This is a genomic window from Pandoraea terrae, from assembly GCF_902459695.1.
Lineage (GTDB): Bacteria > Pseudomonadota > Gammaproteobacteria > Burkholderiales > Burkholderiaceae > Pandoraea > Pandoraea terrae.
Genome location: NZ_CABPRZ010000004.1, coordinates 180765 through 196280 on the forward strand (window position 1 = coordinate 180765; position 15516 = coordinate 196280).

A 15516-nucleotide genomic window follows, 5' to 3' on the forward strand; every position below is an offset into this window, starting at 1 on the left:
GGACCAACGGCATGCCCGAAGATCCCGCCCGGCGCGGCCGACCTTAGAAGCGATACGTTCCCGTCAGCAGCGCCGTACGGCCGATGCCGGGTACCGCGCGGCCGCTGTCCGAAGGAATCAGGGCGTCGAGATACGACTTGTTGAAGACATTCAGCAGGTTCAGGCGAATATCGTACTTCGGCTGGTGATACGCGACCGTCGCATCCCAGCGGGTGTAGCCGCCCACGCGAATCAGGTTCGTGTTGGCCGCGTAGCGCATCGACATGTAATTCATGCCGCCGCCGAACTCCCAGTGACCGAGGGTGTACGTCGACCAGGCCGTGATCGAATGGCGCGGCGTGTTCGCCAGCACATTGCCTTGCGTGCCGTCGTTGGCCTGTACGATTTCCGAGGCGAGGTACATGTAGCCGCCCATGACCTGCCAGTTCGGCGTGATGTGTCCCGTCGCGCTAAGTTCCAGCCCCTTGACGCGCACCTTGCCCGCATTGCTGTATTGGCCCGACGTGCCCGTCTGCGTGCGCGCATTGTTCTTGTCAACCTGGAACAGGGCCGTATTGATGGACAAGTTGCCGCTCATCAGGTCCCACTTGCTGCCGACTTCGAACGAACGGTTCGTTTCCGGCGCCAGCGCCTGCGTGTTGTTCGTGACGGTCAACGCTTCCAGCGACGGGTTGAACGACGTGCCATACGAGAAGTAGTACGACTGCGATTCGGTCGGCTGATAGATCACGCCGCCGCGCACGCTCGTGTAGTTGACGGTCTGGTTCGAATAAGCCGGCGCGGTAATGCTATTGCTCAGTTGCGCCTTGTAACGGTCCCAGCGCAGACCGCCGACGACCTTCCACTGCTTCGTCAGCTCGATCGTGTCGTTGGCGTAGAGGGCGATCGTGTCGGCGCTGCCGTTTGCGAGGTTGGCGGTGGTCGTCGTCACGTTCGGCAAATTCGACGGGTACGCCTGGCTCGCGGCCGGCACCCAGCCCAGCATGCTCGCCACCTGACCGGCGCCCGTGCGGTTGTAGGCCTGATTACGGTACGTATCGCGGCCGACTTCGGCCCCCGTGATCAACGTGTGCTTGACAGGCCCGGTATCGAACTTGGCGATTACGTCGGTCTGGTTGGACAGCGACGAATCCGTGATCTGGCGGTCGTGACTTTGCAGTTGGACCCACAGTTGGTCGAGCGAGAACGACGGCAGCCCCGGCGTCGGCCCGATAGGCAGTGCCGCAAACGTGTTGCCATTGCGCGTGCCGACGGCGTGCGCCGAGGTTTCGATGGCGTCGATCTTGTAGTGGCTGTACTGCGTCTGGTTGCGCAGCGTCAGGTTCTCGTTGAACCTGTGCTGAACGTTCGCCGACAGCACGAGCACGTCCTGCACCGTGCGGTCGGTGGTCAGGCCGTAGAACTGGTTTTTCGGAATCGGCAGCGGGTTGCCGTTGAAGCCGACCGTGCCGTAGTCCGGCATGTCGCGGTTGTGTTCGATCAGTGCCGACAACGTGACTTCCGTTGGCGTGCCGATACCCAGGCGCAGCGACGGGGCCAGCCCCCAGTCCTGATTGTTCATCACGTCGCGCGTGGTGTGAATGTCCTGCGCATAACCGTTGACGCGCAACGCCGCCGAGTCGCTCAACGGATGATTCAGATCGAACGACGCGCGGTAGCGGTCGTTCGTGCCGATCGTGCCGGAGACTTCGTTGATCGGCCCCCGCACCGGCTTCTTGCTGACCTGATTGATCACGCCGCCGGTCGATCCGCGGCCGAACAGCATTGACGACGGTCCCTCCAGCACTTCGATCGAATCGAGATAGAACGTGTCGCGGTAGTACTGGCCCCGATCGCGGAAGCCATCGAGATAGATGTCGGTCCGCGCCGAGAAACCGCGCAGGTTGATGTTGTTGCCGATCTGGCCGCCCTCGGCCGCGCCCAGCGTGATACCCGGCGAGTTGCGCAGCGCATCGGCGAACGACGTCGCACCCTGGGCCTGCATCACCGCTTTGTCGATGACGGTCACCGACTGCGGAATGTCGCGGATCGTCGTCGGCACCTTGCCGCCGACAGTGGCCACGTCACGCTGATAATCATCCCGCACCGAGGTGCCGGCGACATTCGTCTCGGGCAGCTTCGCAGCGCCGCCGGCCTGCGCGGGCGTGACAGCCTGCGACGTCGGCGGGGTTTCCTGAGCGATCGCGTGACCGGCCTGGGCGGCCGCAAACAGGGCCGTCATCGCGAGGGCCAGGGGAGTACGTTGGTTCATGGAATACATCCGCAAATCTTGTCCGCCGGCCAGTCGGGCCGCCCGGAGCATCGATGGAAAATGGAAATCACTCACTGGGGCGCGAATATAAATGAGAATGATTTGCATTACAAGACGTCGTTGCGGATACAGCCCATTATCGTTACCGAAACTTATGTAGCACTTCGCGAAATAAGCACCATAATGGTGCAATTTCCGCCAAAAAACGAAACCCCGTTGTTTTTATTACCATCCATGGCTCGGTAATTGCCGATATTTCGCGCATCGGCCTTAAAAATGATTAGGGAAAACACCTAGTCATTCCACGCAACAATCATGGAACTTTTTGTTCAATACCCTTATTCCCCGCAAGGACAAGGCATGCGCCAGTTTCGCCCGCTAATACCGGCGCACGCTTGCGCCACAACACCATGTCGAACCCGTGTTTATACTGACGGTTACCAGACTTGGAAAGCGTCGTAGTGCGTACCAGTCTGTCGCGTTCCCCCCCGTGCCGTGACGGCCGCAGAACAGTCACGCCCGCGCAAGCGCCGCGTCACTGTGCGCCTTCGGGCTTTGTGGGGGGTGGCGCGACACCGCCAATAACACTAAGAAGTCACGGGAGCGGGCCGTAGTGGGCCACCGGATACAGGGGCCTTCGATGTCCTGGGGATATGCACGTCACACGATCGCTCTACCTGCTTGGACCGATGCGAATCGAGCACGGCAAGCAAGCCTTTTCCCTGAAATACACCAGGGCGCGCGGTCTGCTCGCCTATCTGGCACTGCAGCCCGGCTTCCACACGCGCGGCGCCCTTGCCGACCTGCTATGGCCCGACGAAGACGTCCAGAGCGGCCGCGACAAGCTCAAGCGAATGCTGTTCCACCTGCGCGAGACGCTGGGCGAGACGCTGTTCGAGTCAGACAGGCAGGTGGTTCGACTGCGTCCCGAGGCGGGGTTGTGGGTCGATGCGCACGCGTTTGCGAACGTCATTGAACAAGCCGGCCGTACAATTTTCGCGGCGACGGGCCTGGCGCTCGCCGGCCATCTCCAGCAGCTCGCCGACGCCGTCGCACTTTATCAAGGTCCCTTTCTGCAAGGACTGTCGGTACGCGACACACCCGACCTGGAACAGTGGATCGAGTTGCAGCGCGACGAATTCCTGCGACGCCTGACGTACGCCGAACACCTGCTGGCCGACGGTTACGCGCGCCTGGGTGATCTCGATCAGGCGATTGCACACGCGCGTGACCTCGTGGCGCTCGCCCCGCTTGAGGAAGGCGGTTGGCAATGTCTGCTGGAACTGCTGCTGCGCTCCGGTCAGCGCGCGGAAGCCGAGGCGGAATTCGCGCGGCTTGGCGAGCTGTTGCAGCAGGAAGTCGGCGAGTTGCCCGGCGAGGCGCTCGTCGCGTTGCTGGCCGCGCCGCCGGCGCGGGTTCAGGCACACGCCGCGGGGCCGGAGCGCCGCCAGATCACTGTCGTCGCAATCGAATTCACCACGGGCCTCGACGAGGATCCGGACAGGCTGGTGGCCGCGTTGCGTCCACCGCTGGTGCAGTGCGAGAACATCCTGCGCCAGGCTTGGGGCTACACCGTGCGCACGCCCGGCGGCGGCCTGCTCGGCTACTTCGGCTACCCGATGGCGCTGGAAGGCGCCGGCCGCCATGCGGTCCAGGCCGCGTTGCGTTGCGCCCAGGTCAGTGCGCCGTCGGTCCGCGTCGGGCTCGGCGTGCACACCGGCGTGGTGATCAGTTCCGCCGCCGATGACACCCCCGACACCGGCGGGCGCGTGTCGCGCCTGGCCACGCACCTGGGCGAACTTGCCGGCGCCGGCGACGTGCTGCTGTGCGAGGCGACGCAACGCCTGGTCGCCGCCCACTTCGCAACGACACCCCACGGCACCCTACGCGACCGTCACGCCAACCAGGACATTGCCGTTCACCGCGTAAGCGCTGATCGCATGCAGGAGCGCCGCGCGCGCCGGCGGGCGTCGATGCTGTTCGGACGCGACGCCGCCATGGCCGAACTGTCTGCCGCGCATATGGATGTGCGCAACGCCACGCGCGGCCCCGGCGTTATGTGCTTGCTCATGGGAGAGGCCGGCATCGGCAAGACCGCGTTGGCCCGACACTTCGTCGCCACACACGAGCTGCGCACGATCGAACTCGCTTGTGCGCAGGATGGTGTAGGCACGCCCTTTCATCCGCTCGCGCGCTGGCTGCGCGAGCAGCCGGCGCCGGACGCCATGCAGTTGCCGCACCCTGCGGCACTGGCGCATGCGCAACTGCAGACGCTATTCGACGCTGCAGCATCGCCATCGCATGGCCCGCTCGCCTGGAAGCAGGCGGTGTTGGAAGCCGTGCCGTCGTTGCTCGCCGCACTGCTGCCCGACGGCGGCGTGCTGCATATCGACGATGTCCATTGGGCCGATCCGTCTACCCAGGAATTGCTCACGCGCCTGGTCGAAGCACCGCCGCCAGGCCGATTGCTGCTGGTCAGCGCGCGTCCCGAGTTCGCGCCCCCGTGGCGGCGTGCGGTCCCGGTTCGCCAGATCTCGCTGCCACCGCTGGATCCGGGCGCGGCCGCCGCGACGGTGCGCGCTGCAACGCCGCGAGTGGCCCTGCCGGCCAGCTTGCGGGAACGCATCGTCGGCCTTGCCGAAGGCGTGCCATTGTTCCTGCAGGAACTCGCACGCACGGCCGCCGCGAATCAAGGGGCGCGCAGCACGGCCGGCATGCCCATGCCCGCGAGCCTGCAGGAACTGATGATGGCCCGCATCGACGCAACCGGCAACGCCAAGCCCGTGGCGCACTTCGCGTCGTGCCTCGGCACGGCGTTTTCCACTGACGTGCTCGTCCACGCGAGCGGCAAGCCCGCACCGGCTGTGGAACGTGCGCTCGACACGCTCGTCGCCTGCGGCCTGCTGCATCGGCACAGCGGCGCGCGGTATGTCTTCCGTCACGCCTTGCTGCACAAGGCCGCCTACGACGCCCAGGCGCAGGAGCGCCGCGAGGACGCCCATCGGCGCATTGCGGCGGCAATGACCGAGCGCGACCCGTCGATTGTCGAGCACGAGCCCGAACGGCTTGCCTGGCACTTCCGTCAAGCCGGCGATCTGCCGCGCGCCGTCGAACATTACCGGCTGGCTGGCACGCTCGCCACGGCGCGCCAGGCGTATCGCGAAGCGTGCGCGCACTACCAGAGCGCATTGGACGCGCTGCTGCAATGTGAAGCGACACCGGAGTCGGCCCGCCAGCAGTTGACATTGCGCATGGGGCTGGGCGTTCCCCTGGTCGCGCTCCACGGATACGGATCCGAACCGGCGCGTCACAATTTCGAAGCCGCGCTCACGCTGGCCCAGCCGATGGGCGACGATTCGAACCTGTTCCCGGTGTACTGGGGGCTCTGGCTCGGCTCGAGCTCCTGGAGCGACTACCAGCGAAGCATCGCCCTGTCGCACAAGCTCGTGCGCATTGCGGAGCAGGCCGGCGCATCGGCGCTCGCGGCGCACGCCTACTACGCGCTCGGCAACAGCTTGTGTTCACACGGGGACTTCCAGGGCGCAGTCAAGGCACTGCAAACGGGCGTGGCCGCCTATCGATCCGAATTGGCCGACACCGGTCTCGGCGAAGATGCGCGCGTCACGGGACTATCGTTTCTGTCTTGGGCCTTGTGGTTCACGGGCCGTCATGAGGCGTCGCTGAGCGCGAGCTGGGAGGCGCTGGCCTTGGCGCGCTCGCTGGGACGCCAGTACTCGCTCGTTTTCGCCCTGGTCTTCGCCGCAATTCTGCACCGGTTGCGCCGTGAGGTTGCCTTGGCGGAAGCGCTCGCCATCGAAGCGGCGGACGTGGCCAACGAAGCCGGCGTCGCCCTGTGGGCCGTGGGTGCGCAGACCCTACGGGGATGGGCACGCGCTTCGCGCGGCGACACGGCAGGGCTGGAGAGCATTACGGACAGCGTGGGCCGGCTTGGCGACATCATGGGCGGTGTGGAGGCGATCTTCCTCGGCATGATGGTGGAGGCCTGCGCCGCCACCGGAGACATCGCGCTCGGCCTGCACGCGACCGAGCGCGGCCTGCATGTCTCCGCACGTCGTGCCGACGCGCACTGGCAAGCGGAATTCCTGCGTCAGAAGGGGGATTTGCTGCGCATGGGCCAACATGCGGACACCGTGGCTCGGCCGTGGCTGGAACACGCGTTGCAGGTAGCGCAAGCGCAGGCGTCGCCGACGCTGATCGTCCGGGCTGCAAGCAGTCTGTTGCGGCTCGATGCACGCACGCCGCAGGAAGCGCAGACGCTGCGCGCCACCTTGCAAGCGGCCCTGGCGCAGATGGACGGCGGCGAACAGCTGCTCGACGTCCGCGAGGCGCACGCGTTGCTGAGTATGCATTTGCCGCAATCGGACAGTTGATGGGACAAATCGGCAAAGCCGTTCCCATGATGCCCGTCGATAGACGCAATACACGCTATCAGGACTGCCGTATGTCTGCCGGACGGTCGCACGGCTATATTGGCCGCACCGGCGCACACTGACGCGCCTGCTTCCGATTATCGACATGCTGATGGACAATTCGATGCCGGCATCTGCGGCGATGCTGGACAAGCCGCTGGGGCCGCCCGCCGCCGCGCGCACCTCACGCGAAGTGGTGGTGAGCGGCCTTGTAGACCGTCGCCATTCCTTTGACCTTGCGGCGCTCATGCGTCTGCCCACGCAATTGACGGGCCCGCTCGACGTCGTCTGCCTGTCTGGACGGCCCGTTCGCAGCGTCGGCGAATACAAGGGCGTACGCCTGACTGCCCTGCTCGATCTGGCACGCCTGCGCCTGCCGCATGCCCGTGACTTCGCGCGGGCCTACGTCCTGGCGCAAGGCGCCGACGGCTACACCGTAATGTTCTCGTGGCACGAACTCTACAACACGCCCGTCGGCGTAGGTGCGTTGGTGGTCTACGAACGCGACGGACAACCGCTGGCCGACGACGACGGCGGCATCGGTCTTCTCTCGACCTGCGACTTGCGCGTCGCGTTACGTCAGGTGCGAGCACTCACACGGCTGACGGTGCATCTGGCGCCTGCGACGACTTCCGCCGGCCTGGAATAGTGGGCCGGGGCGCCCCGTGACATCCGTCACGCCCCCCGAGGAATCCAGACTTTTCCCACTGACAGCTGACGTAGACTGAGGCCCCGACCTAGTCTGCGGAGTTGATCATGACACGAGCCTTCCCGGCGGCTGGCGCAACGCGCTGGCGCATGCCTGCCGAATGGACGCCGCATGCGGGCTGCTGGATGGGATGGCCCTGTCCGTCCGCGATACCGGATGCTGTCGAGCGCGATGCGGTGCTGACGGCATTCGCGGCAATTGCTTACGCCATCGCCGCATATGAGCCGCTGCATGTCGTGGCGGCAAGTGAATACATGCAGGATGCGCGAGCGGCCTTGCCTGCATCGGCGACGCTGCATGCACTACCGCTCGATGATCTTTGGTTACGCGACACCGGCCCGACGTTTCTTGTCGACGGCCATGGCGGTTCGCTGGCGCTATCGTGGAATTTCAATAACTGGGGTGAAAAGCCAATGTCATGCAGCGGCGCCGATCGCCCATTGGCGCACCGACTCGCGGTTGAAGCAGGCGTCGCGGTGCGCCACGCGCCCATCGTTGCCGAGGGCGGATCGCTGCATGTCGACGGCGACGGTACGTTGCTCGTGACGGAAACGTCGATCCTCAATGAGAACCGCAATCCCGGGTTAACACATCAGGAAGCGGAGGCCGTTTTCCGGCACTGGCTGGGCGTGGAGAAAGTCGTGTGGCTACCGGGGTCGTGGATCGATACGATCACTGACGGTCACATTGACGGGATCGCGTGCTTCGTCAAGCCGGGGGTGCTGCTGGCGTCCGGCGAGACGGATGATGGCAGCGCCATCGGCCGTGAAGCGGCGAAGGAAGCGCGGGAGAATCTGCGCGCGTTGCAGCTTGCGCGCGATGCACGCGGACGAGGCTTCGAGATCGCCACATTGAATGGTCCCGAGATGCTGCCCGGCGATGCAGCGGAAAATGATGACTTCTCTGCGGAGTATGTCAACTTCTACATGGCCAACGGCGGCATCGTGATGCCGGCATTTGGCGACGCGAAAGCCGACGCCGCCGCGCGCGAAACGATCTCGCGCGCGTTTCCGGACAGAACCGTCACGCAAATCCGAATCGATGCCATCGCGCGGCGCGGCGGCGGTATTCATTGCTGCACGCAGCAGCAGCCGGTTGTGTGCGGGGAGGCCGTCCACGCCGACGATTGAGCGGCATGGCGGCGATCATGATGCTTCATCACATCACCGTCCCCGTAAAGTCTGTGCGCGGATACATCGACCGCCTGCCGCCCGCACCCTCGATGAGCACCAATTGCACGGAATACGCATAGCTGGCGTAGCGTCCGATAAAGTGGCTCAACACATCACCAAACAGCACGAGATCGCCAGGTCCCGCAAACGCCATCGGATCGATGACCACATGAATATCGAGGCAGCGCAACAGGCCGCCTTTGCTCAAGCCGCGCTTTTCCTCAAGCCAGACATCCCGAATTGCCGCAATGCGTCGTTCGTTCTCTTCCCTCCGAGTCCAGTCGTACAATCCAAGCACCCCGCGCAATACCTGTGCATCCAGATAGTTGATCTCGTGTGCGGAGAAATGTGACAGGATTTCCCAAGCGTAGCGCCTGTGGGACGGCGGATACAGCGGCCTAGTCGGCTTGGTCAGGTTCCGAACCGCCTGGATGCCCGTGAAGTCCGAGGCCGGCTCGCTGATCGTCGCCTCGCTCAACGCCATGCGCGGCAATGCGCCATTACAAGCGAGTGCACGCACCGTGACATGCGCATCGGGCAAGCTATCAGGCGTATCCCATAACTGGCCACCCAACGTGATCCACATCTGGCGCTCCCCGGTCACGCCGGTGCGCATGGCCGTGTGAAAATACCGCTGCGGCGACGCGTAGCGCGTCATGCCGCCCCGATGGCGGAATTCCTTGAAAGATTGATAGGTATCCTGCCTTCCGGTATTCAAGTCGGCAGCCACAACCGATATGGCGTCGTACGGTTCCACGTGGGGCGCGTCAGCATCCGGCGGGCTGACCCGGTAGTCGCGCTCGTGCGCGTTGGGTTGCAACGGCTTGGCGTCGATTTCGAACAGGTTGATGACAGGCGTGCAGTGCAGGCGGAGATTGTCGGCACCGAAGGTAATGTCGCCCGGCAGCCGCCCCGTGAGCACGATCTCGAATTCGAGGCGCGTCTCGCCTGCGGGCAAGCTGGACGCATTGAAGCCGCACAGATCAATGAAGTGGAATTTCTCGGGAAACGTGAAGTACTCAAGCATCGTCTGCTCGCGATCAAGCTTGCAGTTGCGGCGTGCGTCATCGGACGGCCACAGCCTGGTCTCGGCCCCGCAGCCGGCCGCCTCGATCTTCATGTCCGACTGCAATTGCAGGCGTCCGTCGTAAACGCCCGGCACACGGACTGCGATCGTTTCCACTTCGCGCGTGAGCGCCGCATAAAGCGCCGAGGCAGTGGGCCGCTCACCGTGCAGATACAGGCGGATACGAGACAAGTCATCGAGCACGCGTTGCTCTCCGTGCAACAAGTCAAACTCAATGCGCATCACTGCGCGGCCATCGTTCCGCACCGCCGAGCCGGCCCCGCGCAGGTGCAGCGGCAGCAGACGCACCGGCTGCGTGGTGCGATAGACGCACACCGTGCCGTTCGTGCCAATCGGACTGGAGCGGACCTGCAGGCCGGCGGGCAGCGTGCTGAGCGTACGGGCCTGACCTTCGCTCGGCACGCATTCCAGGACCGCCAGGGACGGGATCGTGCGCGCGGTATGGGGCCACAAGTTGTCGATCAGCGGGTCCGTGATTTCCGGCAACGCGTCGTCGAGTTTCATGCGCAAGCGCGCCATCAAAAACGCGAAGCCTTGAAAGGCCTGCTCGACACGGTCGTCGCGCCCCCCTGTGGTCGTCAGCCCCAGTCTGCGCGCCACTTCGGGTTGTTGCACGGCGAATTCCCGGCTCGCGTCGCGCAGATAGCGCATCTCCGCGTCGAAATACCTCAACATTGGATTGTCGTCGTGATTCATCGCATATTCGGGGATGAGACAGCGGGCAGCGGACCAGATTGCGCCTTGTCCACAATAAAAATGCGCTCGGGCATCTGGAAGCCGCGTAGCTTGAGCAGCGCCAGCGGACCGTCGGCAATCTGCGTGCGCAGCACATAACGCAGCGGCTCGCCGCCAGCGTCGTTCCAGGTCAGTTCATAGCGCGTGCTGTCAAGCGGCATGACCTTGGCGCTCGCCAGCAGCCGCAGAAATGCCCAATCGCCGCTGGACTCGAACGCCTGGCGCACGCCCGCGTCGAGCGTGTGCCACGTCAGTCCCGCATGGCCGTTCAAGCCATCGCCCGGCCACGCGATGGGCGTGTACATCTCACGCTGATTGAAGTAGATGATCTTCTTGCCGTCGACCGACAGTTCCGAGCGCGTCACGTTCGGGCTCGGCAGGGCCATTATCTGGAAGCGGTAGCCCGCATCGCCCTGCGCGTAGAGGCGCACGCCAAGCGTTGAGAGCTGCTCGAGCGCGGCGAGAAACGCCGGGTCGAACTGCAGCGACTGCGGCGCAAGCTCGTTGGGCACCCAGCGGTCGCCTTGAGGCTTTAGCACGCCGGCGAGTTGTGTCGCCGTGAACCTGGCGATCAGACCGGTGTCCGTGCGCACGTATCGCCTCAGTTCGGCAAACGACGCGTCGGCATTCGTCTCAAAAAACGGATACCGGCCATCGAACGCCGCCTTGAACGGCGCGGCAATGCTCTCGCGCCATGCTTCGTTAAGACTTGCCGCCGCAGGCTCCAGGATTGTCTGCCAGGCAGTATCCAGCGGGCGGGCGAACAGCGCATCGCCGAAGCCCGACCACTGCGCGCCGAAGCTCGCCGCGGTAAGCGCCGCGTCGTTTCGTGCCTGCGCGAGCTCCGAGAGCTTTCCTTCAAACACAGCCTGCGCGAGCGAGCGGGCCATCGCCTGCGCGTCAGGACTCGCTGCGATCTGCTGGAGCTTCAGGCGCATGGTGGTCGCCATCGTCAGATAGCGCGACAGACTCACACCGTTGAGCGCTGTCGGTGCATTTGCAGCACCGCCGGCGGTATTGCCTCCGGCATTCGCCCCGGTCTCCCCCATCATGGCAAGCAGCGGGCCGAACGGCTTGGCGAGCGGATTGACGGCGCTTTCCTGGGCTTTGTCTTCGCTGCCGATGAGGCTTTGCGCCTTGCGCACTAGTGTATCGGTCAACGCCTGCGACGGGCGGCCCGCCTGCGCCTGATACTGCACGGACTTCATCAGCGCGATCAAGGGCGACGTCTGTGCGTCCGCGAGACGCGTGAGCTGGTCGATCGCCCCGTTCAGGTTCGTCGCCGGTTGCCACTGCATGCTGTTGAGCATGCCCTGCCACGCGGCCGTGTATTCGGCGAAGTAGCGCTCGGTCAGCCGTGACTTTAGATCCTCGGTCGCGCGTTTGTCATCGAAGGCGGCCGCAGCCCGCGCAATCCCTTGCGCCCCGTGTTCGATGACCGAGCCCGCCGGCCTTGCGGAAGCCGTACTTTCAAGCACCCAGTCTCCATTCACACGCCTCTCGCCAGCGGCCTTCTCGATCGCTCCTGCGATCAGGCCGTCCCACGCCGCGCGCGTGTAGACGCCGGGCACGGTCCGCGACGTAGTGAAGAGTCCGCGTGCGTCCGCGCCGCCAAGCAGCGTCACGAGCGACGCGTCGGCATACTTACCCTTCGCCGCTGCCAGGATGTTCTGGTAGACCGTATCGTCAGCGTTGGCGAGGCCGATCTGGTTGATCAGGGCGTGCCGCGCCGATTCCACGATGTTGCGCGATGCAGTCACGACGTCTTCCGACACATCGATGCGCCACGCATGATGCGCCTTCAAATGGTCCGCGTAGAAGCGGGCGAGCGGCTGCGACAGGTCCGCCCATTCTCCGGCGGGAATTGTCGCGGCAGGCTTCCAGGCGGCGGCGATCTGGTCCCGCAGGAACGCGGGCTCCGAGCGGCTCGGATCGGCCAGCATCAGATAGGCCTTGAGCGCCTCATAGCCCCGTCGTTGTGCGTCGTGGCTTTGCAATGCGTCGGCCGGGGCCTGCGCGAGCTCGGCTAGCATGCCTTGCAATGTCTGCACGACCGGGCGCTGCAGGTTGCGGGTGGCAACCGTCTGGTATGGCTGCCAGAGGGCATCGAGGATCTCGTCATTCCGGTTCAGCCCCGCGCGCAGATACCACGGTGCGCCGTGCTGGCGGCGGGATTCCAACGTCTCGATATGCTGTTGCAACGCGAGTTGCGCACGTAGCGCGGTTAACGTGCCGGGATCGGCCTCAAGCGCCTGGTGCGCAAGCAACCCGGCCTGATGCGCCAGTTGCCGGTTGCCGACAAACGAGATCGTCATGGCAATGCACCAGCCGATCATGAGCACCGTAACGGAAGTGGCCAAGGCGTTGGGCCAGTACCAGCCAACATGCTTGCCGTCCTGATGCCGCACGCTTCGGCTGATCGATTCCCAAGTGGGGAGCAACGACGCCGGTTGTGCGCGTCCAGACTCCACGGACACGCCGGATTCGTCGTACGCAATCGCGTCTGGCGCCGGATTGGCGGCATGGCTGGATGGAAACACCGGGGCGAACATCACGCCGTCAATCGGCACGCGCATCCATTTCGACGCAGCCAAGGCCGACCAGCCGGCGGCAATTCGCTCGCGGTGCACGCCGACATAGACCGAAATTTGCGCGAGGTACGGCAATCGCTTCGTCTCGCCGCACAGTTTCACGCCAATCGTGCCGGCAATCCGCTCGAGCGTTGCGAGGTGATCCTTGCGCAGATCGGCTGAACCATGCGCCGGGTGTCGGCCCGAATCCGCTATGAACGCGCCGATTGCCTGAAATGCCTGCGGCTGCCCGCCGGTTGCAGGCACCGGATGCAACAAAGTCACCGGCGCAGCCCAGCCGAGATCGGCCGCGACTGCCGCAAGCTTACGCGGCAAATCGGCGTCAAGGCGGTCCTCGCTCTCTGTGCGCTCGACCTGTACCACGGCGTCAACCGGGCGTTTGTGTCGCAACTTCCGAATCTGTTGGCGCCAGACGGCCGCTTCGACTGCGTCCGGCGCTGCGTGCACGAGAATGGCGTCAGCCACGTGCAGCACGCCCGCCTGCTTGAGGCCCGGGGCGACGGCATCAACTTGCGAGTCGCTGCCGGTCACCAGCAGCCACGGCATGCGATAGCGCCAGCGCCAACCGTATGAGGTCCGTAGTTCGTCGCACAACGCTTGCAGACGCGCGTCGCGCTTGCCGGCAACGGTCTTGGCTTCCGGCAGGTCACCGGCTTCCCTGCGAAACAGCTGGCCCGCGACGCTGTATGCGCCCACGCCCGTGGCCGCCAGGTGCAGGATCACTACGGCCGCCAGCGCGGCGAGAATCCAGATCGTGGCAGTCTTTTGGGCGTCCGGCGTCGAGACGTCAAGCCATTCCCCCTTGAGCCAGGTCACCCCGAGCGCCACCGCGGCCAGCAGGACGGCGACCAGCACCAGCGCCCAGGTCGCGGGCGTGCCCGAGGGGCTGGGTGGTTCGGGCGGGGCGAGCGCCTTGAGGTTATTCGTCGGGGTCGTCATGCGAGGGAGGTGTGTTCACGATCGGGGTCACGTAAAGAATGGCCGCTTGGGCCGACTCGGTGGAATGCGTGGATTGGGGGGCGTGCACGATCAGTTGCGGGTCGACGCTCACGGATTCGCAGGCTTCGATCGCGGCCGCAATCGCCAGCCAGCCGCCGGCCGCACCGGCATGGCCAATGATCCGATCGGGGCGTCGCTGCGCATCATGTGGCGCGACGCCGGCAAGCGACGCCTGCTTGAATGCGGCCGACAACCTGCCATCGTTCGAACTGTCGAGTCCGCTGATCCAGGCGGTGCGGATCGCCCGGGCATCGGCCTTGCCCCACAGCGCGGCGTTGGCGAGCACGTCGGGCAGCGCATCGAGTGCCCCCGCCACCGGCCGGTGCAAGGTTGCCATGACGCCGACTGGTTCGGGCCGTGCGGGCGCGGGCGCGCCCAGCAGGACGGCGACCGCGCCTTCGGTGCTGCCGGCGGGCGGCTTTGTGTGCCACTCGGCCGCGACCACCAGCAACGGACGGGTGTCCCCGGCATCGAGCCAGGCATCGGCCGCCATCAGGCCATCAGCGGCGGGCACGACCTCGCACGCGAGCGCGGGCAGGCCGGCGAGTCGCAGGGCATCCCGCACCTGTTTCAAGCGCAGCTCGGTGACGTCGGGCGAGGCCATCACCCGCACGGCCGGGGCGTACTTCGCGCCGTTCCGGCACAGGGCGTGCACGCTGTGGGCCAGTGGTGCCAGCGCTTGCGCCAATAGCGTGGTGACGGGAGAAACCGCTTCGGGCACAGCCGCCGGTGCGTGCGTCGGGGCCGACTCGTCACCGGTCTGCGGGTCTTCCGATGGCGGTGGTTCTTCATCCTCGCTGAGGGCCACAAACAGCGGATCGTCGTCGGCAAACCGGCCATGCACGATCGCATCGAGGCCACCCCGTGGCGATTGGGCCTTGATGAGCGGTGCCGTCCGGGCCAACGCCTGCGCGAGCGTCGCCCCCTGCAGCGGCAAGCAGTATCCGACGCCCAGGACCTCCAGCGGGCGCTGCGCATCGCCTACCCGTTGGTGCAGCCATGCCTGCCGGTGCTGATTACGATAGAGCGCGCCCAGGTAGGCGGCCTCGTAGCCCGCGCGCGCAATGCCGAACAGGATGAGAAACAGCCCGTTGGGCAGGCCCGCCACGCAAAACCAGAACCAGGCGCCACTGGCGGGCGTGCCCGTGGGCCACAACAGCAACACCGCTGCGGCGCCAATCGCGCAGCACAGCCCCCAGACGATGAGCCATGGCACAAGGCGCGGTCCACGCGCCGGATAGGCGCTCGGCTCGCCTGCCGGCGATAGATCGATCGGCATTCAGGCAATGCTCACGTTTGACAGTGAGGAGATCAGCCGGCAGCCACACGCGCAGCGATGGCTGTGCATCGCGATCGGCCTGCCGCCCATGCCCGGGAACGCCGCGTGGCCCTCGGCAATGGTCGTTTCGCCGTGCACGTCGCATAACGCCGCGTCGCCCTGACAGGCCAGGGGGCGGCCCATGAACAGCATTTGCGACGAGGCCGACGTGACCTCGCCACCGTTCTCCAGGGCGTCACCTACGCGGATGGGGGATTTCATCA

The 15516-nt window shown here is 65.3% G+C and carries 8 protein-coding genes; 3 read left to right on the forward strand and 5 right to left on the reverse strand.

The window, feature by feature from the left end:
• Window positions 1-43: 43 nt before the first annotated feature.
• A complete protein-coding gene (locus PTE30175_RS06365; RefSeq protein WP_150696218.1) occupies window positions 44-2251 on the reverse strand; it encodes a TonB-dependent receptor in 2208 nt (735 codons plus the stop codon).
• A gap of 653 nt (window positions 2252-2904) precedes the next feature.
• Here PTE30175_RS06365 and PTE30175_RS06370 point away from each other — a divergent pair.
• The 3 genes from PTE30175_RS06370 to PTE30175_RS06380 all read left to right on the forward strand — a co-directional run bounded on the left by PTE30175_RS06370 (window position 2905) and on the right by PTE30175_RS06380 (window position 8520).
• A complete protein-coding gene (locus PTE30175_RS06370; RefSeq protein ID WP_150696219.1) occupies window positions 2905-6642 on the forward strand; it encodes an AfsR/SARP family transcriptional regulator in 3738 nt (1245 codons plus the stop codon).
• Window positions 6643-6787: 145 nt separating this feature from the next.
• The gene (locus tag PTE30175_RS06375; RefSeq protein ID WP_150696220.1) at window positions 6788-7330 is read left to right on the forward strand and encodes a molybdopterin-dependent oxidoreductase; all 543 of its coding nucleotides are present in this window, start codon (window positions 6788-6790) and stop codon (window positions 7328-7330) included.
• 107 nt (window positions 7331-7437) lie between these two features.
• Window positions 7438-8520 (forward strand): agmatine deiminase family protein, encoded by a 1083-nt coding sequence (locus PTE30175_RS06380; RefSeq protein WP_150696221.1) that lies wholly within the window; start codon window positions 7438-7440, stop codon window positions 8518-8520.
• 28 nt (window positions 8521-8548) lie between these two features.
• Here PTE30175_RS06380 and tssF read toward each other — a convergent pair whose 3' ends face one another.
• The 4 genes from tssF to PTE30175_RS06400 are packed head-to-tail and all read right to left on the reverse strand — an operon-like array spanning window position 8549 to window position 15514.
• Complete coding sequence (gene tssF / locus PTE30175_RS06385) at window positions 8549-10345, reverse strand: type VI secretion system baseplate subunit TssF (RefSeq protein ID WP_150696222.1); 1797 nt, start codon at window positions 10343-10345, stop codon at window positions 8549-8551.
• Window positions 10342-13914 carry an ImcF-related family protein gene (locus PTE30175_RS06390; protein WP_150696223.1) on the reverse strand — a complete coding sequence of 1191 codons (3573 nt, stop codon included), beginning with the start codon at window positions 13912-13914 and terminating at the stop codon, window positions 10342-10344. The genes tssF and PTE30175_RS06390 overlap by 4 nt, the downstream gene beginning before the upstream one ends.
• A complete protein-coding gene (locus tag PTE30175_RS06395) occupies window positions 13895-15253 on the reverse strand; it encodes a hypothetical protein (RefSeq protein ID WP_150696224.1) in 1359 nt (452 codons plus the stop codon). The genes PTE30175_RS06390 and PTE30175_RS06395 overlap by 20 nt, the downstream gene beginning before the upstream one ends.
• Window positions 15254-15514: a PAAR domain-containing protein gene (locus PTE30175_RS06400; protein ID WP_150696225.1), complete on the reverse strand. Its 261-nt coding sequence runs from the start codon at window positions 15512-15514 to the stop codon at window positions 15254-15256.
• Between the last annotated feature and the right edge of the window lie 2 nt (window positions 15515-15516).

What these genes read in the sequence shown, in the direction of transcription:
- PTE30175_RS06395 (WP_150696224.1), bottom strand. Translation starts at nt 15,253, where the DNA reads ATGCCGATCGATCTATCGCCGGCAGGCGAGCCGAGCGCCTATCCGGCG.
- tssF (WP_150696222.1), bottom strand. Translation starts at nt 10,345, where the DNA reads ATGAATCACGACGACAATCCAATGTTGAGGTATTTCGACGCGGAGATG.
- PTE30175_RS06380 (WP_150696221.1), top strand. Translation starts at nt 7,438, where the DNA reads ATGACACGAGCCTTCCCGGCGGCTGGCGCAACGCGCTGGCGCATGCCT.
- PTE30175_RS06390 (WP_150696223.1), bottom strand. Translation starts at nt 13,914, where the DNA reads ATGACGACCCCGACGAATAACCTCAAGGCGCTCGCCCCGCCCGAACCA.
- PTE30175_RS06370 (WP_150696219.1), top strand. Translation starts at nt 2,905, where the DNA reads ATGCACGTCACACGATCGCTCTACCTGCTTGGACCGATGCGAATCGAG.
- PTE30175_RS06400 (WP_150696225.1), bottom strand. Translation starts at nt 15,514, where the DNA reads ATGAAATCCCCCATCCGCGTAGGTGACGCCCTGGAGAACGGTGGCGAG.
- PTE30175_RS06365 (WP_150696218.1), bottom strand. Translation starts at nt 2,251, where the DNA reads ATGAACCAACGTACTCCCCTGGCCCTCGCGATGACGGCCCTGTTTGCG.
- PTE30175_RS06375 (WP_150696220.1), top strand. Translation starts at nt 6,788, where the DNA reads ATGCTGATGGACAATTCGATGCCGGCATCTGCGGCGATGCTGGACAAG.